Origin of the sequence: Chryseobacterium sp. MMS23-Vi53, from assembly GCF_047651245.1 — a bacterium.
Lineage (GTDB): Bacteria > Bacteroidota > Bacteroidia > Flavobacteriales > Weeksellaceae > Chryseobacterium.
The window spans coordinates 2,893,192-2,915,744 of record NZ_CP180265.1; the positions used below are offsets into that span (position 1 = coordinate 2,893,192).

The 22,553-nt window shown below is 34.3% G+C and carries 22 protein-coding genes; 8 read left to right on the top strand and 14 right to left on the bottom strand.

The window, feature by feature from the left end; genetic code table 11:
• Positions 1–15 precede the first annotated feature (15 nt).
• Both ACKX2A_RS12905 and ACKX2A_RS12910 read left to right on the top strand, forming a co-directional pair.
• Positions 16–888, top strand: coding sequence for a phosphatidate cytidylyltransferase (locus ACKX2A_RS12905; RefSeq protein ID WP_415325179.1), 873 nt, complete (start codon positions 16–18; stop codon positions 886–888).
• 4 nt (positions 889–892) lie between these two features.
• Entirely contained in the window at positions 893–1,546 is a 654-nt protein-coding gene (locus ACKX2A_RS12910; RefSeq protein ID WP_415325180.1) for a phosphatidylserine decarboxylase family protein, read from the top strand.
• 259 nt (positions 1,547–1,805) lie between these two features.
• On the opposite strand, the gene ACKX2A_RS12915 is transcribed toward ACKX2A_RS12910, so the two are convergent.
• The 4 genes from ACKX2A_RS12915 to ACKX2A_RS12930 all read right to left on the bottom strand — a co-directional run bounded on the left by ACKX2A_RS12915 (position 1,806) and on the right by ACKX2A_RS12930 (position 5,823).
• The gene (locus ACKX2A_RS12915; protein WP_415325181.1) at positions 1,806–2,153 is read right to left on the bottom strand and encodes a DUF1801 domain-containing protein; all 348 of its coding nucleotides are present in this window, start codon (positions 2,151–2,153) and stop codon (positions 1,806–1,808) included.
• 21 nt (positions 2,154–2,174) lie between these two features.
• The gene (locus ACKX2A_RS12920) at positions 2,175–4,013 is read right to left on the bottom strand and encodes an ABC transporter ATP-binding protein (protein WP_415325182.1); all 1,839 of its coding nucleotides are present in this window, start codon (positions 4,011–4,013) and stop codon (positions 2,175–2,177) included.
• A 190-nt stretch (positions 4,014–4,203) separates the two neighbouring features.
• Positions 4,204–5,124, bottom strand: a complete 921-nt coding sequence (locus ACKX2A_RS12925) for a M28 family peptidase (protein WP_415325183.1) — start codon at positions 5,122–5,124, stop codon at positions 4,204–4,206.
• 309 nt (positions 5,125–5,433) lie between these two features.
• The gene (locus tag ACKX2A_RS12930; protein WP_415325184.1) at positions 5,434–5,823 is read right to left on the bottom strand and encodes a DUF4293 family protein; all 390 of its coding nucleotides are present in this window, start codon (positions 5,821–5,823) and stop codon (positions 5,434–5,436) included.
• A 146-nt stretch (positions 5,824–5,969) separates the two neighbouring features.
• On the opposite strand from ACKX2A_RS12930, the gene rho reads away from it, so the two are divergent.
• Together rho and ACKX2A_RS12940 are read left to right on the top strand one after the other, a co-directional pair.
• Entirely contained in the window at positions 5,970–7,820 is a 1,851-nt protein-coding gene (gene rho / locus ACKX2A_RS12935) for a transcription termination factor Rho (protein WP_415325185.1), read from the top strand.
• Positions 7,821–8,169: 349 nt separating this feature from the next.
• Complete coding sequence (locus ACKX2A_RS12940) at positions 8,170–8,766, top strand: superoxide dismutase (RefSeq protein ID WP_415325186.1); 597 nt, start codon at positions 8,170–8,172, stop codon at positions 8,764–8,766.
• 55 nt (positions 8,767–8,821) lie between these two features.
• On the opposite strand, the gene ACKX2A_RS12945 is transcribed toward ACKX2A_RS12940, so the two are convergent.
• Both ACKX2A_RS12945 and ACKX2A_RS12950 read right to left on the bottom strand, forming a co-directional pair.
• Positions 8,822–9,244 (bottom strand): DUF6146 family protein, encoded by a 423-nt coding sequence (locus ACKX2A_RS12945; protein WP_415325187.1) that lies wholly within the window; start codon positions 9,242–9,244, stop codon positions 8,822–8,824.
• A 50-nt stretch (positions 9,245–9,294) separates the two neighbouring features.
• Positions 9,295–10,482 carry an endonuclease gene (locus ACKX2A_RS12950; protein WP_415325188.1) on the bottom strand — a complete coding sequence of 396 codons (1,188 nt, stop codon included), beginning with the start codon at positions 10,480–10,482 and terminating at the stop codon, positions 9,295–9,297.
• A 251-nt stretch (positions 10,483–10,733) separates the two neighbouring features.
• Here ACKX2A_RS12950 and ACKX2A_RS12955 point away from each other — a divergent pair, with 251 nt between their 5' ends.
• Positions 10,734–13,586, top strand: a complete 2,853-nt coding sequence (locus ACKX2A_RS12955; RefSeq protein WP_415325189.1) for a carboxypeptidase regulatory-like domain-containing protein — start codon at positions 10,734–10,736, stop codon at positions 13,584–13,586.
• A 27-nt stretch (positions 13,587–13,613) separates the two neighbouring features.
• Entirely contained in the window at positions 13,614–15,032 is a 1,419-nt protein-coding gene (locus tag ACKX2A_RS12960; RefSeq protein ID WP_415325190.1) for a DUF5689 domain-containing protein, read from the top strand.
• Positions 15,033–15,095: 63 nt separating this feature from the next.
• Here ACKX2A_RS12960 and ACKX2A_RS12965 read toward each other — a convergent pair whose 3' ends face one another.
• From ACKX2A_RS12965 to ACKX2A_RS12990, 6 genes are all read right to left on the bottom strand, one after another.
• Positions 15,096–15,491 carry a hypothetical protein gene (locus ACKX2A_RS12965; protein ID WP_415325191.1) on the bottom strand — a complete coding sequence of 132 codons (396 nt, stop codon included), beginning with the start codon at positions 15,489–15,491 and terminating at the stop codon, positions 15,096–15,098.
• Positions 15,492–15,631: 140 nt separating this feature from the next.
• Complete coding sequence (locus ACKX2A_RS12970; RefSeq protein ID WP_415325192.1) at positions 15,632–16,102, bottom strand: DUF6702 family protein; 471 nt, start codon at positions 16,100–16,102, stop codon at positions 15,632–15,634.
• A 58-nt stretch (positions 16,103–16,160) separates the two neighbouring features.
• A complete protein-coding gene (locus ACKX2A_RS12975; protein WP_415325193.1) occupies positions 16,161–16,913 on the bottom strand; it encodes a TIGR00730 family Rossman fold protein in 753 nt (250 codons plus the stop codon).
• Between the two features lie 9 nt (positions 16,914–16,922).
• Positions 16,923–17,636, bottom strand: a complete 714-nt coding sequence (locus ACKX2A_RS12980; protein WP_415325194.1) for a nucleotidyltransferase family protein — start codon at positions 17,634–17,636, stop codon at positions 16,923–16,925.
• Positions 17,637–17,740: 104 nt separating this feature from the next.
• Positions 17,741–18,151 (bottom strand): ATP-binding protein, encoded by a 411-nt coding sequence (locus tag ACKX2A_RS12985; protein WP_415325195.1) that lies wholly within the window; start codon positions 18,149–18,151, stop codon positions 17,741–17,743.
• Between the two features lie 184 nt (positions 18,152–18,335).
• A complete protein-coding gene (locus ACKX2A_RS12990; protein ID WP_415325196.1) occupies positions 18,336–19,355 on the bottom strand; it encodes an aminoglycoside phosphotransferase family protein in 1,020 nt (339 codons plus the stop codon).
• A 48-nt stretch (positions 19,356–19,403) separates the two neighbouring features.
• Between ACKX2A_RS12990 and xrtF the strand changes: the two genes are divergently transcribed.
• Together xrtF and ACKX2A_RS13000 are read left to right on the top strand one after the other, a co-directional pair.
• Positions 19,404–19,934, top strand: a complete 531-nt coding sequence (gene xrtF / locus ACKX2A_RS12995) for an exosortase family protein XrtF (RefSeq protein WP_415325197.1) — start codon at positions 19,404–19,406, stop codon at positions 19,932–19,934.
• Positions 19,921–20,361 (top strand): exosortase F system-associated membrane protein, encoded by a 441-nt coding sequence (locus ACKX2A_RS13000; RefSeq protein WP_415325198.1) that lies wholly within the window; start codon positions 19,921–19,923, stop codon positions 20,359–20,361. The genes xrtF and ACKX2A_RS13000 overlap by 14 nt, the downstream gene beginning before the upstream one ends.
• A gap of 130 nt (positions 20,362–20,491) precedes the next feature.
• Here ACKX2A_RS13000 and ACKX2A_RS13005 read toward each other — a convergent pair whose 3' ends face one another.
• Entirely contained in the window at positions 20,492–21,490 is a 999-nt protein-coding gene (locus ACKX2A_RS13005; protein WP_415325199.1) for a cation diffusion facilitator family transporter, read from the bottom strand.
• Between the two features lie 54 nt (positions 21,491–21,544).
• Positions 21,545–22,537, bottom strand: coding sequence for an aspartate-semialdehyde dehydrogenase (locus ACKX2A_RS13010; protein ID WP_415325200.1), 993 nt, complete (start codon positions 22,535–22,537; stop codon positions 21,545–21,547).
• Between the last annotated feature and the right edge of the window lie 16 nt (positions 22,538–22,553).

Consider the following 22,553-nt stretch of genomic DNA (forward strand, 5'->3'; position numbering starts at 1 on the left):
ATTAAATCTAAAATCTTGGACAAAAATCTCATTCAAAGAACCTTATCAGGAATTGTTTATGTAGCAATCATTATTCTTTGTACCACTCCGCTTGGAGCTCAACTGATTAACGGAATTTCACCGGATCTTGTAAAACAGGAATATTTGTATTACGGACTGATCGCGCTTTTGATGGGGGTTGGTTCTTGGGAATGTTTTAAAATTATGAAATTCGGAAAGAGCTACGAGAGATTTGTTGTATTTCCATTAATCATTTTCATCTTTTATATTTTTTCTAAGAGATATTTTCATCACGATTTCTTTTTCGACTTTAGAATAAGTGAAATCTTGGCGATGGTATTGATTTTAATCGCAACAGTTACTTTATTTAAATATCCGAACGAATTATACTACGACAGTGGAAAACTGATTTTCACAGTCATTTATGTAGCTTTACCTTTTAGTTTTGCCTTAGGTTTGCCAAAGTTTTCATCGTATGAAGGTACTTTTTCTTTAGAAGTTCTTTTCTTGTTTATTTTAATTTGGAGCAGTGATACTTTTGCTTATTTAACGGGAAAATTCTTCGGAAAACACAAAATGGCTCCTAAAATCTCTCCTAAAAAAACTTGGGAAGGATATATTGGTGGGGTAGTGCTTACATTGGCTTTATCATATTTTGTTGAACAATACCACCCCGATCTTCGCGGAAACTGGATGGTTGTAGGATTTTTAGTTGCTGCTTTCGCTCCGATCGGAGATTTAGTAGAAAGTCAGTTAAAAAGAAATTTCGCTGTAAAAGACAGCGGAAATATCATTCCTGGACACGGTGGAGTATTAGATCGTCTGGATAGTTTTATTATCTGCGTTCCTGTCGTATATTTGTACTTTATTTTAGAAAAATTTATTTAATCTCATGAAATTACACAGAGAATCGAAAGGAACAATTACCGTTGCAACAATACTTTTTATCGTATTGGGCGCATTGGCTATTTATTTTCTTGAAATGTGGTCGTTATTGATCATCTTGCCATTATTGGTAATTTACAGTTTGGTATTTTGGTTCTTCCGAGTTCCGGACCGTGATATTTTGGATCACAGAGAAAACGTGATTGCTCCGGTGGACGGAAAAGTAGTTATGATAAAAGAAGTGGAAGAAGACGAATTCATCAAAGGAAAAGCGATTCAGGTTTCCATTTTTATGTCTCCGCTGAATGTTCACATTTGTAGATATCCAGTTTCAGGAAAGGTAATTTATAAGAAATATCATCCGGGAAAATATCTTGTTGCATGGCATGAGAAATCTTCTACCGAAAACGAAAGAACAACGGTTGCGGTTGAAAGTTTAACGAATCATAAAGTCGTATTCAGACAAATTGCAGGTTATGTTGCGAGAAGAATTGTTTTCTATTGTAATGAAGGCGATGAAGCAAAAGCAGGACATGAGTTTGGTTTTATTAAATTCGGTTCAAGAATGGACGTTTTCCTGCCTTTAGATACAGAAATTATCTGTAAGATCGGTGACATCACAAAAGGTGGTTTGGATGTTATCGCAAGAATGAAAGATTAAGATTTAAACTTAAAAATATTGGAAGGCTGTTTCGCAAGAGGCGGTCTTTTTTGTTTATAATGCCACGAATGCACGAATATTTTTTAGAAATGTTTTGATTAAAAAATAATGAAAATATTGGATGTTTTTTGTAAACAACCACTGTCATTAATAGGAAAAGACTTTAGCTCGTTTAAACAAAAATGGATAATCATATTTGGCTTTAGCTAAGCCTAAAAAGCATCAGAGCTACTGCAATCGCAAAACTAAAACTTGCAACCTATTTAATAAATTTCTTAACATCATCAATTAACTCCAAAATCAATTCCACTGGTAAATCCTCATTCATATCAATGAGAAGAATTTTAAACTTCTTTCTGCCTTCCTGAAGCAACGAAGGATGATCGAGTCTGTCTCCGTGATAAAAACTCACATAATGTTGCTTATACTTTTTACTAAAATATAGATAGCACAGCATTTTCTTTTTATACTTGAAAAACGGCAAGCCAAAACTCAATGTTTCGGTAATATTTTCCGTGTCAGATTCGAGGATTTTTTTACGTAAAAAAAGAAGAGTACTTCTATCAGGCTCTTCAATTCTGTAGAAATACTCTTGTATAGGGATCATTTGAAATTAATTTAAATGATATTAATCGAAATTCTGTAGTTCAACAAGCTTGTGATACATTCCTTTTTTTGAGATCAGTTCCTGGTGAGTTCCCTGTTCCACGATATCTCCTTTTTCCATTACCACGATCCAATCTGCTTTTTGGATGGTTGAAAGTCGGTGAGCGATGACCAAAGACGTTCTGTTTTCCATCATTTTTTCCAATGCATCCTGAACAAATCTTTCAGATTCTGTATCCAATGCGGAAGTCGCTTCATCCAAAATCATGATTGGCGGGTTTTTCAATACGGCTCTTGCGATAGAAACCCTTTGTTTCTGCCCGCCTGAAAGTTTTCCACCATCGTCACCGATATTAGAATCGTATCCCTCAGGAAGATTAGTGATGAAAGAATCTGCATTGGCAATTTTCGCGGCAGCAATTACTTCTTCTCTTGTCGCATCGGGTTTACCCATTAAAATATTGTTGTAAACCGTATCGTTAAATAATACAGATTCCTGAGTAACCATTCCCAAAAGCTGTCTGTATTCCTTTAATTTTAAATGTTTAATATTTACTCCATCGATCAGGATTTCACCTTGCGAAACGTCATAAAACCTTGCTAAAAGATTGGCAATTGTTGTTTTTCCGCTTCCGCTTTGTCCGACAAGTGCAACCGTTTTTCCTCTCGGAATTGTAAGGCTGAAATTTTTTAGAATTAAATTAGATTTATCATAATAAAATCCAATATCTTTGAATTCTATCTGCTTATCAAGTGTAGAAATAGAAACAGGTTCTGCCACTTCTTCGATTTTTACGTCTGCTTCAAGAATTTCCAATACTCTGTGCAAAGAAGCTTCTCCTTTCTGAACGTTGGAAATAGATTGAGATAAACTTTTTACAGGAGGCAAAATCTGGAAGAACATCCCTAAAAAGACAAGGAAATCCTCTGGAGCAATACTGTGGTCTACAACAATTTGTTTTCCACCGTACCAGGCAATAATTAAGAAAGTTACGGATCCTAAAAATTCGCTTATCGGCGATGCTAATTCTTTTTTTCTACCTAAGCTGATCGAGCTGTTGATCCATTTATTCATAGAACCCATAAATCGGTTGTCCATGATTTTTTCGGCACTGAAAATCTTGATAACTTTTGACGATTTTAGAGTTTCATCAACAATAGAGAAAATAGTTCCCATTTCGTTCTGAGCCTCATGAGAATCTTTTTTAAGGCTTTTCCCGATTAAAGCAATCATAGTACCCATTATTGGTAAAACCAAAAGGGAAAATAGCGTTAATTCCGAACTTAGCCAGAAAAGACTGATTAATGTACTGATTAACATAAACGGAGCGTTGATTAGTTCCACCAAGCTTCCTAAAATATTACCTTCCACTTCACCCACGTCATTAGACATACGGGACATCATATCGCCTTTTCTGCTTTCTGTAAAAAAAGAAACAGGCAAAGATAAAACCTTACGATACATTGCTCCGCGAAGATCCTTTGTAACTCCGACACGATAATTGATTAATAAAAAAGAACCCAGATATCTGAAAAGGTTTCTCAGTAAAAACATAAATGCCGTGATGATACAGAGCCATGCCAAGACATTCAGAGTGCCATAATCATCAACTAAAGTCTGAATATAGTAATTTGAATAGCTTTTAAGGTATGAAAATAAATCTACAAGATCTCCGGAATATACAGGTGCCGTTTCGAACTCTTCACGTTTAATAGTGCCGAAAAGCATCCCTAAAACCGGTAGAATTGTTCCTAAAGATGCGATCTGAAATACAGAATATAAAAGGTTGAAGAATAAACTTCCGAAAATATATTTCTGGTGTGGTCTCGCGAACTTTAGTATTTTTTTATATTCGTTCATTCAATGAAAAATTGGATAGCAAAATTACGTAATTTAAATGATAAGACGTTTTTAATCGTCTTTTACTTTATATTAATATGTTTGAGCAAAGGTAGATTTGTTACAATTTCCGGACAATTAATTCATAATCAGAAGGATTGTATATAAAAAAACCACCGTAAAGGTGGCTTTATGGATGATTAAAATTTTATTAAAATTTCACTTTATCATTATATTTTGGAGTAAAATTTTTCGGACTCAATTTTTCCAAAGTCTTTCCGAAATTGTTTACAATCTGCGTTAAATTATCAAAATCAACCACATGAAGATCATCGCTTTCGTTGTGATAATGGGTTGCTTTCGTCATATCAACCGTTGAAAAAGAGTGTGCAATGATTTTCTTTTTAACGAAATTCACGTTATCAGATCTGTAAAATAATTGCTCAGATGCGTAAGGGTCTGGATTAATTTTTAAACCGTTTGCTGCATTTTTGTTGAATAATTCATCTAAATCAGAAAATTCGTCTCCTGTCATGAACAATGCGTTTTTTCCGAATGCAGATTCTGTTGCTACCATTTCAAAATTGAAAAGTGCTGTCAGATTATTATAAATTTTATCTAAATTCTGATCTTTAGAAATCGCTTTAGAACCCAACATTCCTTTTTCTTCACCATTAAAAGCCATGAAAACCATCGAGAATTCAGGTTTTTTATTTCTAAAATAATCTGAAATTCCTACCAAAGTTGTAATGCCGCTTGCATCGTCATCGGCCCCGTTATAGATATTATCAGGCGAATTATTACTTGTTCCAATGTGATCGAAATGCCCAGAGAAACCTAGAAATTTATCAGTTTTTCCTTTTTGAATTCCACAAACGTTATAAGCTGTTTTTCCTCTATAATCGAATGGAACCAAATAAGAATTTCCTGTACAATATTCTAAATTGTTTTCCTTGAAAAGTTTTGCAATATAGTTTGCTGCGTTTTCATTTTCCTTTGTTCCGATTTCGCGACCTCTCATTTCGTCAGAAGCCAACGTTGCCAAAACAGTATTCAATCTTTCTTTTGAAACCTCCTGTGCAAAAGAGAAAATGGAGAATAGGGAAAAGGTAAGATAGGTTAGTTTTTTCATTTTAAATAAAATTTATAGATAATCTGTCGTCGTTTAAACGGAAATGTTGCATTTAAATTTCTTTTTTTTGCCACGAATGCACTAATTTTCATAAATATCTATACATGATCATTACATTTATAAAGTTAAAAATTTATGCGCGATCATATTCGTTATCCGCTAAATCTGCAAGACTTTGTTGGAAGTGGCATTAAGACTTTGATAAGAGAAAAACATCCGTAAAAATTAGTGCATTCGTGGCAAAAAAATTAAGAATAAAAAAACAGCTCCTAAAAAGAAGCTGTTCTCACTCAAAAAATCGTTGTAAGGTTATCGAAGTCTGTCTACAGATTTTACGAGCCTCTCATCTTTCTTGATATATGTGTTTGCAATAAACAAACAGATAATCGCAATTAATGGAAAAATTGGCTCAATACCCTTCTCAGGAATTTGCACTCCTCCGGATAATTTTAGTAACCAGTAAATCAATACACCAATCAACAAAGCGTTTATAATGATGCTGATGTTATTCAGCAAAATTTGTCTTTTTCTGTTTTTAAAGCTGAATACACTTAGTAATCCAACCAAAACAAGGATAATACATCCTATATTGATCACAGGAATGCTCTCGGAAATGACAACATCTTGCCCTGTAACGAACAGAAACACAGCAGCCAACACTGCTAAAAAAGTCCATATAGTCTGTATTCTTTGTAACATCGAATATTAAATTCTAGGCAAAAGTACTATAAATTTTGCACAATTCAAAAATAAGTGTAGATTTGCATTATACGAATGTACTTGAAAACAAAAGTCACCCGACTTACTTTTCTTATTCACAATTAATTACATTTTTTACATTAAATATGTTTAACATTGAAACGTTAAGGTCAAAATCCGTAACGGAGCTGACTAAAATCTTAAAGGATTTGGGCGTTAAAGTTGCAAGAAGCAGCACTGAAAATGACAAAATCTTTGCAATTCTTGACTTTCAGGCTTCCAATCCCAAAGTGGCGAAAGATTATTTCAACGTCACAGAAACCAGTATGAATACTGAGGAAACACCAGCAGAAAAACCTGCGAAGGCTCCTGCAAAAAAAGCTGCACCGAAAAAGGCTCCGGCTAAGCAAAAAGCAGAAGCAAAAGCAACAACAGAGGCGAAACCAAAAGCTGAACCAAAAATTGAAGCAGAAGTAAAAGAGCCTGTTGTTGAAGAGCCAAAAACTGAAGAAGTAAAAGCTGAACCAGCAATTACTCCGGAAGCACCCACGACTGCACCGCAATCCAAACAAAAAAGAAAAAGAGTTTCACCAACCAATGCGGGCAACACAGAAGCTCCGCAGGAAAAAACAGAAACTCCTAAAAACACAGAATCTCAAGAGCCTGCACAAGAAGAAAAGCCAAACACCCCTCAACAACAAAATCAGGCTAGATCTCAACAAAGAGGACAACAACAGCAACATTCGCACAACCGCGAAAATCAGCATAAGAATCAGAACCAAAACCAAAATTCTAACCAAAATCAGAATAGACAGCAACAACAGCAACAGCATTCTGAAAGACAGGAAGAGCAACATCATGAACAGAAAAAAGAATTCAGTTTTGATGGAATGGTAAGTATTGAAGGGGTTCTTGAAATTCTTCCTGATAATTATGGATTCTTGCGTTCATCAGACTTTAGCTATATTTCTTCTCCGGATGATGTATATGTTTCGACTGCGCAGATCAGAAATTTTGGATTAAAAACCGGAGATACGGTAAGAGGAATCGTAAGACTTCCGAAAGAAGGAGAAAAATATTTTTCTTTATTAAGACCAACAGAAGTTAACGGACGTGATCTTGCTTTTATAAAAGATCGTGTTGCTTTCGAATATTTAACACCGCTTTTCCCTGAAGAGAAGTTCAACTTGGCAGGAAATAACTCTACAATGTCTACAAGAATTGTTGATTTGATCGCGCCAATTGGGAAAGGACAAAGAGCAATGATCGTTGCCCAGCCAAAAACGGGTAAAACGATGTTGCTAAAAGATATTGCTAATTCTATTGCAGCTAATCACCCGGAAGTTTACATGATGGTACTTTTGATCGACGAACGTCCGGAGGAAGTTACTGATATGGAAAGAAGTGTAAATGCAGAAGTTATTGCATCTACATTTGATGAAGCAGCAGAAAAGCACGTAAAAGTAGCCAACCTTGTTTTAGCAAAAGCCCAAAGAATGGTGGAATGCGGACACGATGTTGTGATTTTATTAGACTCAATTACAAGATTAGCAAGAGCTTATAATACTGTGACACCAGCTTCTGGTAAGGTTTTATCGGGAGGTGTTGATGCAAATGCACTTCACAAACCAAAAAGATTCTTTGGAGCGGCAAGAAAAATTGAAGGTGGAGGATCTTTAACGATCATTGCAACGGCCCTTATCGATACGGGTTCTAAAATGGACGAAGTGATCTTTGAGGAATTCAAAGGAACGGGTAACATGGAACTTCAATTGGATAGAAAAATTGCCAACAGAAGAATTTATCCTGCTATCGATTTGGTAGCTTCGAGTACTCGTAGAGATGATTTGCTTCTTGATGAAGTTACTTCTCAGAGAATGTGGATTTTAAGAAAATATCTTTCTGAAATGAATCCGGTAGAAGCTATGGAATTTGTCAGTAAAAACATCAGAGGAACTCGTAATAACGAAGAATTCCTGATGTCGATGAATAAATAAATTAATTTAATTTTTGTTAAATAGAAAAGCACGGACTCGTTGGGATTCGTGCTTTTTTATTTTTTGGCTTGAAGATGGATAATGGAAACCTGAAGTTTTTAAATGAAAGCGTTAATTTTTTTTGAATTAATAAATTTTAATTGTAAAAAATAGTTTTAGTTTAAACATAAAAAATACTGTTTTCAAACTTCAAAAATCACCATCTTCCAGCTTCAAACTTCCTTTCCCAAAAATTAAACTTATTCTAAATCAATATATCAATGTTAAAGATTTATTAAAGTAATCCCCATTCTTTGAATTTAGTTTAAATTATGGCTAAATTTGGGTTAATAACATTAAAAATAAAATTATGTCATTTGAATTACCACAATTAGGATATGCTTATGATGCTTTAGAGCCGACTATTGATGCAAAAACAATGGAAATCCACCACACAAAGCACCACCAAGCATATATCGACAATTTAAATAATGCAATCAAAGGTACTGACCTAGAAGGAAAAACTATAGAAGAAATCTGCCAGACTGGAACTGATAAACCAGCGGTGAGAAACAATGGAGGAGGACACTTTAATCACTCTTTATTCTGGAAAATTTTAACTCCAGGTGGAAGTAAAGAACCTGTAGGAAACGTAAAAGCTGCGATCGAAGCTTACGGTGGTTTAGAAAAATTCAAAACAGATTTTTCTGATGCTGCTAAAACGAGATTCGGTTCTGGATGGGCTTGGTTGGTAAAAAATGCTGACGGTTCTGTTTCTGTATCTTCAACTCCAAACCAGGACAATCCATTGATGCCTGTTGCAGACGTAAAAGGAACTCCAGTTTTAGGACTTGACGTTTGGGAGCATGCTTATTACCTAAACTATCAAAACAGAAGACCTGACTATGTTGCAGCGTTTTTCTCTGTTGTAAACTGGGATAAGGTAGAAGAATTATTCAATAAATAATTTTAAAACTATTATAAAAGAAAAGGTTCAGAATTGCTCTGAACCTTTTTTTGTTTTAACGTCTTGTTGTGTCGGCTCCGGAAAGTCCGTTCATTTTTAAACCGTATTTCCAGTTTACGTAGGCAAAAACCTGATACAGCTTGTACTCAAATTTAATTCCGTAATTTTCTTTAGGATCATAATCAATTGAGGATTCTATTACATTTCGATATCTTCCGGAATTATAATATGAATTCCATTCGGTTACCAATAAAGTATTTCTGGATTTTAAAAAAGATTCAGAATATTGATTAATGGGTTTAGCAACAGCATTCAGAAAATAATCGAACTGTGTATCAATTACAGTAAGATCCCATTCTCCGTCTTCATTTTTTGAAGGCTTCATCTCGGATTTTTCTTTGTCGCTTTTACGTTCATTTTGCGCCATGCAGCTGAAAGGTAAAAGAGAAATGATGATTAATAAAATAATATTTTTCATTCCATTAAGTTAAACAAAAAAAGCACTCAAAAATGAGTGCCTTATTTATTTTATGGTTCTTTCTGAAGAATGACAAACGCAGGGAAGTGGTCACTATAACCGCCTGTGAACTGATCTCCGTTCCATGATCGGAATGGATAACCTTTGTAATTCCCTTCTTTATTGACCAAATAAGCAGGAGCAAAAATTTCTGCTTTATAAACCGAATATTCTTTTGTAACCTGATCCGAAATTAAGTTTTTGGAAACAATGATTTGGTCGAATAAGTTAGGTGCATCCTGGTAAGCCAATGAAGCCACACCTTTCTTATATAAAGGATACATTAAATTCAAATAAGGAGTCGTTTCGCTTAGATCTTTCGGATTAGCCTGAGCTTTTAAATGATTTTTTAAACTTGAACTTACAGGATCATCATTGAAGTCACCCATTGCAAAAAGTTTTGTAGAAGGATCTGCTGCTCTTACGCTGTCCATTTGTTGTTTCAATAAAGCTGCTGCTGCATTTCTTTTTGGCAAAGAAATCGCTTCTCCTCCTCTTCTTGAAGGCCAGTGATTCATGAAAAATGCTACTTTCTCGTTGTCCAGCATACCTGTTACAACCAAAATGTCTCTTGTATATTCTCTTTTTCCATCATCACCGTAAACTTTTAATTCTTTTTTTAATGAATTTGTTGGTGTGAATCTTCTTTTCTGATAAATTAAAGCAACATCAATTCCTCTATAATCATAAGAGTTATAATGGATAATTCCGTAATCATATTTCGCTAAAACCGGCTGCTTAATAAGATCTTGGATAACCTGTCTGTTTTCAACTTCGATTAAACCAACAACTGCAGGCGCTGTCTTTGTATATTGAGATCCAAGCTCAGAAATTACTTTTGCTTCGTTTGCCAGTTTTGCCTTATAGATTTTAGAACCATAGTTTTTACCGCTGCTTGGTGTAAATTCTTCAGATCCGCTTTGGTATCTTATTACCTTTTTACCTTTTAAAACACTGTCGCTCCATGTTCCGTCATATTTTTCAGCTTCTAAAAATTTAATAGAATCTAGCGGAATACTTCTGTGAAAAGCAGGATTGCTAATGTCTTTAGTTCCATCTATATAATCTGCTGAGCGAATGGTGTCCCAAAGGTTTTCGACATTCAAAAAACCTACTGCGGCTACTTTCCTCAGTTTTCCTTGCTGTGAGAAAGCCATGATCGAAAAAATGATGGCAAAAAAACTCAAAATTCTCTTCATCCTCTTAGAGTATTATTAATATTATTTAATTGACAAATTTACTTTTTTTTAACTTGATGCTATTTTAAATATTTGTAATTTTAAAATGTGGTATATGTATTTTTTTACATAATGATTCTTAAAAGTTTGCAATGTTAAGAAAAAATAATGTTAAATATATTGTAAATTGTAAATTTTGACTAAATTTGTCGCCCCAACTTTTAAAGTGTTGAAAATTAGCAATAAAAGTATTTATAAAAAGAAATATACTCATGATTAAAAAACTATCATTAGTCTCTTTATTTACTTTACTTCCAGCTTCATACTATTTTGCACAGACCACTGTCTCTGCATATCTAAAGGATGCTGATGGAAAGCCCATCGAAAGGGCAGAAGTAGATCTTAAAGGGAAAGACAATGATGTAACGGCTGACAAAATTGGATATTTCCAGTTTGTAGATCTGATGCCGGGGCATTACCAAATTGTAATCACGAAACCGAATTATGAAACAAAAGTAATGGAGTTTGACGTGATGGACAGTGAGAAGAAAAAGGATCTAGGGACGATCACCCTATATTCTGCACTTACAAGCGCGGATCAAGGTTTGACTATTATTGATAACAACGGCAGCGATGACGAGGATAGCAATAGTGGACAAGCTTCTACAGTAGGTCTACTACAATCTTCTCAGGATGTCTTCAATAGGATTGCCAGTTTTGATCTAGGAGCTTATTGGTTCAGACCAAGAGGTATTGATGGAAGGACTTCTGAAAATATGATGAATGGAGTTTCCATGGTGAAATCCGATAATGGGAACGTTGATTTTTCTAATTGGGGTGGTCTTAACGAAATTGTAAGATACCCTGAAATTTCTACCAACCATTCACCTTCTGAATATGCTTTTGGCGGAGCTAGCGGAGTTATTTATAAAAATACTAAAGCCAGCGAATACAGAAAAGGTTTCCAGGCTACTTATTCTATTACCAATAGAAATTATCGTCAAAGAGTTTCTTTGAGATATACTTCAGGAATGAGTAAAAAAGGATGGGCATTTACCATCATGGGAGCTAAAAGATGGGCAGAAGAAGGAATCCAGGAGGGAACTTTCTATGATGCTTACGGTACTTATCTTGGTATTGAAAAGAAATTTAATGATAATCATACTATTACTTTCAATGCTTTTGCTTCTCCATACAGAAGATCTACTGCAAGTCCAAGTACTCAGGAGGTTTACGATTACAGAGGAGTTCACTACAATTCTTACTGGGGATGGCAAGATGGAGAAAAGAGAAGTGAGAGAGTAAGAAAAGGATTCCAGCCGATATTCCAATTGCAGGATTTCTGGAAAATCAATAAAAAATCTAATTTATGGACAACTGCTTCTTACCAATTTGGAAAAGATAAAGGTTCTAGATTGGATTGGCAGAATGCCCAAAACCCGTCTCCGACTTACTACAAAAAATTACCTAGCTATTATCTGAATAGCATTATTTATAGCCAGTTCCACAATAATACACCTGCTGACCAGTATACAGCGTTATTAGACGGATACAATGAGGCAAATAATAATTGGGCAAACAACAATACGGATGTTACTCAGATCAACTGGACAAATTTATATGCTGCGAACCGCAACAGTGCAGATGGAAGCGCAAGATATTTCCTTGTAAATGATGTAAGCGACGATAAAGTTTTCAATGCTGCGACGCATTATACTTACAATTTTAATGATAAGACAAGATTTTTACTAAACGTCTCTTATCAAAATTTTAAATCAGAATATTATAGAGAAATCAACGATTTATTAGGAGCAAATTATGTTCTTAACGTTGACCCTTATGCAGATTCCAACAGACCGGGATCTACAGGTTTTTATAATTTGAATGATACTCAAACTCAAAAGCATGTAGGAGATAAAATCAATTATGATTATATCCTTAGAAGACAGGAGGTAAAAGTAAATCCAGGTCTTAAATTGTCAACAGGACAGTTCGATATTTTCGTGAGTGCTTTAGCTGGTTATTCTACATCAAGCAGAGAAGGTTTATTTCAAAATTACCTTTACCAAAATACATCTTTCGGAAAGAGCAAGGATTATAACTATTGGAATTATGGTTTAAAAGGACAAATCGTTTATAGACTTAATGGTAGAAACTTCTTTGTTTATAACGGAGCATATTTTTCACAAGCACCATTCTTAGATGATATTTTCATTAATGGAAGAGTAAATAATTATGCAGTTCCAAATATTAAGAATGCAGTTGTAAGTGCAAATGATCTTAGTTATGTAATCTCTACACCTTTCTTAAAATTAAGAGCAACTGGTTATATTGTAAATACTCAAAACGATACAAACGTTCAAAGATTTTTTGCTGACGGACTTACATTAAGTGTTGATAATTCTGATACAGGAGGTGTTGAAGATAAAACAGCAAGTGCATTTGTTACGCAAACCATGTCGAACGTTAATAAAAGAAACATGGGTGCTGAATTAGGTGTTGATGTTAAAGTTTTACCAACGCTATCTTTACAAGGGGTTGCAAGTTGGGGAGAATATAAATATACAAACAACCCGAATGTATATATTTCTTCAGATGTGATGGCTGCTCCATATGCAAATTTAGGTACGGCTTATATCAAAGATTTCAAAGTAGGAGGAACGGCTCAAAAAGCATTCTCTGCAGGATTCAGATATAACTCTCCGAAATATTGGTGGTTTGGCGCAAGCTGGAATTATCTTGATGACAACAACTTAGATCCTTCTGCTATCCTTAGAACAGCCGAGTTCATTCAGAACAATAACAGCAGCACGCCGTTTGTGAATCTTAATGATGCTAAGGTTTCACAATACATGCAACAGGTGAAACTTCCCTCATCATTCTTCGTGAATGCCAATGTTGGGAAATCTTGGATGATTGGTAAATATTATGTATTGATCTCCGGATCTGTAAATAATATTCTTAATAACAGAAAATATATTACTGGAGGTTTTGAACAAATCAGAAGCTCAAACGGTAATATAGATTTTGAGAACGATTACAATAGTAAGTATCCGAACTTTGCACCAAAATACTGGTACACACAAGGACGTTCTTATTTTGTAAACCTACAAGTTAGATTCTAAAAAAAGTAACCCATAGAAATAAAAACAATGAATATAAAGAATTTTTTAAAGATTAGTTTAGGTGTTGCCGTTCTAGGCGCTACCCAAATGTCGTGTATCCATGATGATAAGTGGGATGCACCGGAAATTACATGTAACAATAAATTTGATGCTCCTACGATGACACTTGCTCAGTTTGTAGCATTATCTCCGGCAACAGGAGTATATACTATACCTGCACAAGATGCTACTCATCCTGCTGTTATTTTTGATGGATATGTTATTTCTTCTGATGCCAACGGAAACTTTTATAAAACATTAGTTTTCCAGGATAAACCGGAAAACCCAACTGTTGGATTGGTTGTAGGACTTAATAAATCTTTAAACTACACAGATTTCCCTGTAGGAGCACATATTAGAATTAAAGCTAATGGAATGGTTATTGGAAAATCAAACGATGTAGTTACATTAGGTGTTCCAGATCCGGATTTCGCGATCGGTAGAATTCCTGAATCTATTATTGGAAGATACATCGCAGGTGTTTGCAACGGAACAGGTCTTGATATTGCTAAAATTGTTCCTCAGGAATTAACATTAGCTCAAATTAAAGATCCAAAATATGTTAATACTTTAGCAATTGTTAAAAATGTACAGTTTACAAAAACTGAAATAGGGTTGCCTTTAATGAATAAAGATGCCTCAGGAGCTTATGTTGATACTAACAGAAACTTAGTTGATGCTACAGGAAATACTGGAATTTTAAGAACAGATGGTTTCTTCAAACCAACATCTTACATCATTCCTGATAAAGGAGGTGATATTACTTTTGTTGTGAGTAAATATGGAACAGGAACAGCTCCTTATCAAAATATTATTAGAGGAGTAAGTGATATCAACTTTACCAAACCTCGTTTTGCAGAAGGTATTTTAGGAGGATCTGCTATTGCTTATTCTGGTTCTTTTACAGAAAACTTTGAAAGTTATCCAGCTAATACTACTTCTCCTTATTTCAATAATTTCCCTAAATACTTGAACTACGCTTATGTTGGAAACAGATATTGGGAAGTAAGATCTTTTAGTGGTAATAAGTATATACAATTAACGGCGAATGGTGGAGCTGCAAGTACACCTTATGAAACTTATTTCATGGTTCCTGTAGATTTTACAGCTGCTAATACTTTGGCATTTAGAACTACAGTAGGTTTCTACAACGGTGCTGGTCTTAAAGTGTATACAACAACAAACTATACTCCGGGTACAGATCTTTCGACTGCTACTTTGAATGAGATTACGTCTAACTTTACATTCCCTACAGCACCTGCAAGTGGTTATGGAACTTTAGCTACGGCAGGTACATATAGCTTCCCTGCTGGTCTTACAGGTAATGGATTTGTTGTATTTAAATATACAGGAAATAGCTCAGGAATTACAACGACATATCAGATAGATGATATTACGGTTAATTAATTAGCTTGAAATATTTAAAAATAAAAAGACTGTCTAAAAAGGCAGTCTTTTTTGTTTTCTAAATTATTCACTTCTTAAATTCATCCTTACCTCATATTCGATATCACTTTTATCGTATTTAAAAGGAATGTGAGGCAGCGACCATCCAACATCATAGATCGTATAATCAGGATAAATATGATATTTTGTAAGAGAATCTGTAATATCGAATTTATCTAAAATTAAAAATCCGTTTCGGATATTAATAGAATCGTATACAACAAGATATTTTCTTCCTTCAACAAATTCTCCGTCCTGATGTGCATTTCGGATTATTCCTTTTCCATAATTGAACCTAAAATCATTGCCTTTTCTAAAAGCTTTTTTATTGTAATAACCTGAAGTTGCCTCTGCTACTGTATAATTTGAATTTTTAAGTATTATTGCGGTTGGAAGACTTATGGCAGTATACCTATACAAATAGATAAGATAAAGTACACAGCAAACTATTATTGCTATAGGTAAACGTTTTTTCGTTCCATAAAATCTTTATATAAAATTTAAACAAAAAAACCACCGCAATCGCGATGGCTAATATTATTAAATTAAATTCCTTCTAATTAAAAAGAAACTTCATTCACCTCTTTTCCTCGTTGGAAGTTCATTACTTTTTGACTTCCTTTATAAGCAACTGTAACGATGTTAACCTGCTTCGGAAAAGCGCTTAAAAGTATCGTGTTTTTAATCTTTAAGGTATTGATATCCGAAACGCCTCCGGTCTCAAAATATACCCATACAGTTTCTCCGCTTACCTGACTTCCTGTGAATGTTATTGTCTTAGGAGAGCCATTGACGTACACATCAAAATTATTATTTACATATTTTTTTACCTCTGCTTCAAATCCTGCTGTGTTAGGATTTATCTTTATGGCATCCGAAATATGATTCGTATTCATTTTTGTGGTGAATTTCAATGTCTTGCTTCCATCAATATAATCCACTTTTGTCATTGAAGAGAAAAAGTCTACATACGTGAAACTCATTAACACAAAAAATGTTAAAATTCCTGAAATATATAAAAAATTTTTCATCTTAGATAATAGATTTACAATCATGATTGTTTGGTATTAATGACAAATAATATGCCAATTAAAAATTCACATTTACAGAATACTTATCGTAAAATGCCTTAATATGCGCTACCGCTTCGTCAGCCGTGTCTACCACACGATAAAGATCAAGATCATCCTCATGAATCATCTTTTCTTTAAGCAAAGTTTCTTTAAACCAATCCAATAATCCGCTCCAGAATTCAGAACCAACCAAAACAATTGGGAATCTTCCGATTTTATTTGTTTGAATTAAAGTCATTGCTTCAGTCAGTTCATCCAATGTACCAAATCCGCCTGGCATTACGATAAATCCTTGAGAATATTTCACAAACATCACCTTTCTTACGAAGAAATAATCGAAATTCATGGAATATGATTTGTTGATGTAAGGATTAAAATGCTGTTCAAAAGGCAGATCGATATTTAAACCTATAGATTTTCCCTGAGCATTGAAAGCCCCTTTATTTCCGGCTTCCATAATTCCTGGACCTCCTCCGGTAATAATTCCAAAGCCTAACTTGGTGATTTTTTCAGCAATTTCCACTGCCATTTTATAATATTTGCTCTGAGGCTTCAGCCTCGCAGAACCAAAAATTGAAACACAAGGACCGATTTTAGCCAGTTTTTCATATCCATCCACAAATTCCGCCATCACTTTGAAAACCATCCAGCTGTCTTTGGTAATGGTTTCGTCCCAAGTTTTTTGTCTCAGGCTGTTTTGTAATTTTGTTTCGTTAATATCAAGTTCAGGATTCACCAAACTTTCATCCCTCGTTCCTTCAATTCCCATTTGTAAAAATTATTTAAAATGTTTCTCGGCTTCTATTACAGATTCCGGTCTTCCGACATCAATCAGTATGCTGTCGTGTAAAAAACCGTGAATATGCTCGGTCTGCATCAGATCCAGATACTCTTCCATAACGGAAAATTTGCCCGTTCTTTTAATTTTTTCAAAGATAACAGGATTAATACAATGAACCCCGCTAAAAGCTAAAGCTTTGAATCCTTTGTTGAATTCTGCGAGTCTTTGTTCACCTGTCTGTACATTTAGCCAACCTCTCAAAACCATATCATCGTTGAAGAGCAGTTTTCTCGAGCTTTCTCTGTCCGAAACGGCTAATGTAGCAAAATCTTTTATCTTTTTGTGGTATTCCACAAACTCTGTGATATTGATGTTTGTAAGAATATCCGCATTCATAATCAGGAAATCTTCTCCATGATCAAGGAATTTTCTAGCAAAAATCAAGCCGCCTCCGGTTTCCAGCAATTCCTCGGACTCGTCGGAGATTTCTATTTTACATCCGAAATTGTCATTTTGCTTTAAAAAATCAACAATCTGATTTCCAAAATGATGAACATTAATAACAAAATCCTGTATCCCAAAACTTTTAAGATAAGTGATATTTCTCTCCAAAAGCGGAACGTCATTCACTTTGACCAGTGCTTTTGGATGATGATCTGTAAAAGGTTTCAGACGAGTCCCTTTTCCTGCTGCGAAAATTAAAGCCTTCATATTTTATGGGTAATGAGTAATTGGTAATGAGTAATAATAGTGATGTATAAATATAAGTAATATCAATAACGACGTTAAAAATATTACCTATTGCACAGTACTCATTACTTATGATTAAGTTGGTGTTGTTCATCATGGTGAAGGCTTATTTCAACTTTTTCACCATATTTTTCTTCAATAAATTGTGCGATTTTAATTGCAGAATACACCGATCTGTGCTGTCCTCCTGTACATCCGAAATTAATTTGTAGATTTTCAAAGCCACGGTCCAGATAATTGTCTATATTGATCGAAACTAAGCTTTTGATTAATTCTAAAAACTTAGGCATTTCAGTTTTTGTTTCAAGATATTCCTGAACGCCGATGTCATTTCCTGTCTGGATTTTATATTCTTCAATTCTTCCCGGATTCAAAATTCCGCGGCAGTCGAAGGTAAAACCACCTCCGTTTCCTGTTTCATCTTTCGGAATTCCTCCTTTCTTATACGAAAAACTGTGTATGTCGATGTGTAGCATTTTCTTATTTTATTTAAATTTATTTTTTAAACCATTTCAGGTCTATTTGCATTAATTTTTTTGTGCTTTTATCAGCCACTTTTGTCATTCCGTAGGAATCTAAGCTAGACTTTTTCTTGATTAAGTAAACAAAATAAAGTGTAATTCAATCACTGTCAGTCTAAGCTTATCGAAGACTTTAGTTTTAATTATTCAAAATCTCCTCAATTTTCAACTTCGTTTTCTCCAAGCTCAATTGCAAAATCACTTTTTCCAGTTCGGGATAATCTTTCATATTTTCCCAAGTTTGCGCAAAGGCTGTCATATTTTCAATTCCTTTTTCTATGCTTGCAATGAAATGTTGTTTCCTCTGAATTAATCCTCTGAAGCCGTAAGCACCCAAAACCTGTAAAAATCTCATCAGTTGAATTGGTTTCACCGATTTTTTTAGTTGAAGTTGAATTTCTTCATTTTCAAATTGATTAATATAAAAATCAAGCATTTCATTTTTAAAATCTTCAGGGAAATTGGCTTTGGCCTGAAATAGAAACGAAATGACATCATACATCAAAGGACCTTGCATAGCCGATTGATAATCGATAAATGAAACTTCATTTTTTCCGTTCACCATGATATTTCTAGCCTGAAAATCGCGGATCATTAAACCTTTGGGTTCGAGATTCTCGATGAGGTTTACGATTTGTTTGAATTCTTTTAGAAGGGTAGACTTATGATATTCCAGTTCCAAAACATCCGCTACGAAATTTTTAAAGTAGTATAAATCGTGCGTCACCGGAAGCTCATCATAACTTTCATATTCAAAAGTTTTGGTGAAATCGATTTTGTCTTGTGTTGAAATTTGTAACAAATACAATTTTTCCAAAGTTTGTTTTACCAAAGATTTTACATTGTACGATAAACCTTCTTTTGCAATAATTTCCGAAAGGGTATTCTCTCCCAAAAACTCCTGAATGTACATTTTCCTGTCATCGGAAATAGCAAAAATAGCAGGGGAGTTGAGGTTTAAATTAGAGAAAATATCGGAATAATATAAAAAACTTTCGTTCTCCTGAACATTTTCGTTGTAGGTAATAATATACTTTTCATTTTCGGTTTTAGCCAAAAAATTTACTCTAGCGGAACCGCTTTGAGCTAAAGTAATAAACTCAGAAGTTTTTTTACCGGTATAATTTTCCAGAAACCGTTGTGCTTTTTCAGAATTCATAGATGAAACAAATATAGTAATTTACGCGCTAATTTCTATATTTGCATTATGCTAAAGGATTTTAAACCAGTTTTAAGCATTTTATTACGTTTCATCATCATTTATCTGGTGTTGCTCTTTGGCTACCAGTTTTTCCTGAATAGTTTTGAGAAAGAAGGTCTCGATCCTTTTTCCCGAATGATTGCCGAACAGGTACGTCATATTCAAAACTCTATCGGTTATCCTACGCAGCTATATAATGATGTAAAAGATCAACAAGTTTGGTTTTACGTAAAAACAGGTTATGCAACAAGAATGGTGGAAGGTTGTAATGCAATTTCTGTGATGATCCTTTTTGTGGCGTTTGTTTTTGCTTTTTATAAGGGCAAGAAAACATTTCTTTTTGTATTGGTGGGGCTGGTATTGCTTTATGTTATGAATCTGCTGAGAATTGTGGGATTAAATATCGTAATGACCGATCACAAACAATACGGAAAGATCTCTCACGATTTTATTTTTCCTGCCGTGATTTATGGAACTGTTGTGGTTCTTTGGCTGATTTGGATTAAATTTTTTGCTTTAAAACATGAAAATTCTTAGTTGGTTTCTGGTGATTGTCGGAGTTTTTGGTCTGATTGGTGTAAGAATACTTGAAGACAAAATTTTCTATGATCCTTTCCTGAATTATTTTCATGAAGCAAATAAAAACCTAACTATTCCTTCTTTTGAATGGGGAAAATTAGTTATAAGTCACGTTTTTAGATTTATTTTAAATTTATTTTTCTCTTGTTTAATCATTTATTTTTGGTTTAAAAATAAGGAATGGACAATTCAGGGTGCAATTTTAATTATGATAATTTTTGCTATCACTTTCCCGATTTATCTGTATTGTATTTACGATAAATTTGAAATGGGTTATCTTTTTTCTTTTTATATGCGACGTTTTGTAATCCAGCCTTTGATTTTGTTGTTGATTATTCCGATGTTTTATTATAGGAAACAAATGTTGAATAAAACTAAACACTAATTTCACTAATTTTTTACCGATAACACTAATTTTTCTATCAAGGGAACGGTCGAAGGAAGCTCATTTAGCAAGATTATGCCAATCAATTTGGCTTTAGCCAAAACATAAATATTTAAATTTAATTCAAAAATTATTCAACCGTGTGTTTATCCACACAAGTCACATTTTCTGGTGTCCATTTTACTCTTTTTACAAAATCTTTTTCACGAACGGGACAATCTGCAATCTGACAAACAGGGCAGGAGATAGGCTTACAATCATCCATGTGAAAATTAAATTCCACACTTCTTTTGGTATTTTTAGCTAAAAGAATAATCATTTTTTCCATTTCATTATGCGCGTCGCGAAGGCTGTAGTACCACGGAAGGGTAATGTGTGCATCAATGTGAAGATTGGCTCCAAATTGTTGAATTTTCATGTTATGAACGTCGATCCATTCGATTCTTCGGTTATCCTCTAAAACTTTGATGATTTGCTTTAAAAGATCAGGATCTTGTTCATCCATAATTCCGCTCAAAGATTTACGTACAATCTTGTATCCGACAAAGATGATGTATCCTCCGAAAATCAATGCGACAACGGAATCAATCCAATAAATTTTAGTAAAATAAACAACAACTAAACTGATGACAACACCCAAAGTCGTAATTGTATCAGACTGCAAATGTTTTCCAGAAGAAATTAAAACCAAAGAATTCTCAGCTTCCCCTTTTTTAATGGAAATATACCCCAACAAATAATTGATGACTGCTGTTCCGGCAATAATCCAGATTCCTAAATCTAATTTAGCTAAAACTTTTCCGACCAATATACTATGAACACCTTCATAAATGATCATCACTCCCGCAATTGCAATCAGGGCGCCTTCAATTCCTGCGGTTACAAACTCAACCTTTCCATGACCATAAGGATGGTCTTCATCTTTCGGTTTTGCGGCAAGATGGAGAGAATAAAGTCCCATAAATGCACTAATTACATTCACGATACTTTCCATAGCATCAGAAAAAACAGCATCGGAATTGGTGAGTTTCCAAGCGATAATTTTTCCTATAAAAAGGATAACTCCAAAAGCTGCAATAAGTTTTTGAAAGGCTAGCTTATCTTTATTCTTATTCTTTTGTGTGTTCATAGGTTTGATAAAAAAAAGAATCTCAATTTTGAGACTCTTTTTTATTTTGTTAGTTTAAACTAAGTTATTTGCTACAATGTATTCTGCGATTTGTACTGCGTTGGTTGCAGCTCCTTTTCGCAGGTTATCCGCCACAATCCAAAGATTCAGCGTCTTGGGTTGTGAAAGGTCTCGTCTTATCCTTCCGACGAAAACTTCGTCTTTTCCTTCGGAATAAAGCGGCATTGGATATTCGTTGTTTTTCACGTTGTCCATTACCACAACACCAGGAGTTTCGGATAAGATTTTTCTTACTTCATCAAGATCGAATTCGTTTTCAAACTCGATATTTACACTTTCAGAGTGACCTCCCTGTACAGGAACTCTCACTGCAGTTGCTGTTAAATTAAATGTATCATCACCTAAAATTTTCTTAGGTTCTTTCATTAATTTAATTTCTTCTTTAGTATAATCGTCATCTGCAAAAACGTCGCAATGCGGCAATGCATTTTTGAAGATCTGATAAGGATAAACTTTAGCAATAGAATCGTCTCCACCGATTTCTCCATTTAATTGGTCAACGGCTGCTTTACCTGTTCCTGTTACAGACTGGTATGTTGAAACGATTACTCTTTTTAAATCATATTTTTTGTTCAAAGGTCCTAAAACCATTACTAACTGAATAGTAGAACAGTTCGGATTTGCGATAATTTTATCTTCTTTCGTTAAAACATCAGCATTGATTTCTGGAACGACCAATTTCTTATCAGGATCCATTCTCCATGCAGAAGAATTATCGATCACGGTTGTTCCAACTTCAGCAAAAAGAGGTGCGAATTCAAGAGAAGTGCCACCACCAGCTGAGAAAATTGCAATATCCGGTTTGGCAGCTATAGCGTCTTTCATGCTTACAATCGTAAATTCTTCCTGTTTATACTTCACCTTCTTACCAATAGATCTTTCCGATGCTACCGGAATTAATTCGGTGATAGGGAAGTTCCTTTCTTCCAGAACTTTAAGCATAACTTGTCCAACCATTCCTGTTGAACCTACTACAGCTACTTTCATTGATTTAATTAAAAAT

Excerpts from the sequence above, each read along its gene's own strand:
- ACKX2A_RS12910 (WP_415325180.1), top strand. The coding sequence starts at position 893 with ATGAAATTACACAGAGAATCGAAAGGAACAATTACCGTTGCAACAATA.
- ACKX2A_RS12915 (WP_415325181.1), bottom strand. The coding sequence starts at position 2,153 with ATGATCCCTATACAAGAGTATTTCTACAGAATTGAAGAGCCTGATAGA.
- ACKX2A_RS12920 (WP_415325182.1), bottom strand. The coding sequence starts at position 4,013 with ATGAACGAATATAAAAAAATACTAAAGTTCGCGAGACCACACCAGAAA.
- ACKX2A_RS12925 (WP_415325183.1), bottom strand. The coding sequence starts at position 5,124 with ATGAAAAAACTAACCTATCTTACCTTTTCCCTATTCTCCATTTTCTCT.
- ACKX2A_RS12930 (WP_415325184.1), bottom strand. The coding sequence starts at position 5,823 with ATGTTACAAAGAATACAGACTATATGGACTTTTTTAGCAGTGTTGGCT.
- rho (WP_415325185.1), top strand. The coding sequence starts at position 5,970 with ATGTTTAACATTGAAACGTTAAGGTCAAAATCCGTAACGGAGCTGACT.
- ACKX2A_RS12940 (WP_415325186.1), top strand. The coding sequence starts at position 8,170 with ATGTCATTTGAATTACCACAATTAGGATATGCTTATGATGCTTTAGAG.
- ACKX2A_RS12945 (WP_415325187.1), bottom strand. The coding sequence starts at position 9,244 with ATGAAAAATATTATTTTATTAATCATCATTTCTCTTTTACCTTTCAGC.
- ACKX2A_RS12950 (WP_415325188.1), bottom strand. The coding sequence starts at position 10,482 with ATGAAGAGAATTTTGAGTTTTTTTGCCATCATTTTTTCGATCATGGCT.
- ACKX2A_RS12955 (WP_415325189.1), top strand. The coding sequence starts at position 10,734 with ATGATTAAAAAACTATCATTAGTCTCTTTATTTACTTTACTTCCAGCT.
- ACKX2A_RS12960 (WP_415325190.1), top strand. The coding sequence starts at position 13,614 with ATGAATATAAAGAATTTTTTAAAGATTAGTTTAGGTGTTGCCGTTCTA.
- ACKX2A_RS12970 (WP_415325192.1), bottom strand. The coding sequence starts at position 16,102 with ATGAAAAATTTTTTATATATTTCAGGAATTTTAACATTTTTTGTGTTA.
- ACKX2A_RS12975 (WP_415325193.1), bottom strand. The coding sequence starts at position 16,913 with ATGGGAATTGAAGGAACGAGGGATGAAAGTTTGGTGAATCCTGAACTT.
- ACKX2A_RS12980 (WP_415325194.1), bottom strand. The coding sequence starts at position 17,636 with ATGAAGGCTTTAATTTTCGCAGCAGGAAAAGGGACTCGTCTGAAACCT.
- ACKX2A_RS12985 (WP_415325195.1), bottom strand. The coding sequence starts at position 18,151 with ATGCTACACATCGACATACACAGTTTTTCGTATAAGAAAGGAGGAATT.
- ACKX2A_RS12990 (WP_415325196.1), bottom strand. The coding sequence starts at position 19,355 with ATGAATTCTGAAAAAGCACAACGGTTTCTGGAAAATTATACCGGTAAA.
- xrtF (WP_415325197.1), top strand. The coding sequence starts at position 19,404 with ATGCTAAAGGATTTTAAACCAGTTTTAAGCATTTTATTACGTTTCATC.
- ACKX2A_RS13000 (WP_415325198.1), top strand. The coding sequence starts at position 19,921 with ATGAAAATTCTTAGTTGGTTTCTGGTGATTGTCGGAGTTTTTGGTCTG.
- ACKX2A_RS13005 (WP_415325199.1), bottom strand. The coding sequence starts at position 21,490 with ATGAACACACAAAAGAATAAGAATAAAGATAAGCTAGCCTTTCAAAAA.
- ACKX2A_RS13010 (WP_415325200.1), bottom strand. The coding sequence starts at position 22,537 with ATGAAAGTAGCTGTAGTAGGTTCAACAGGAATGGTTGGACAAGTTATG.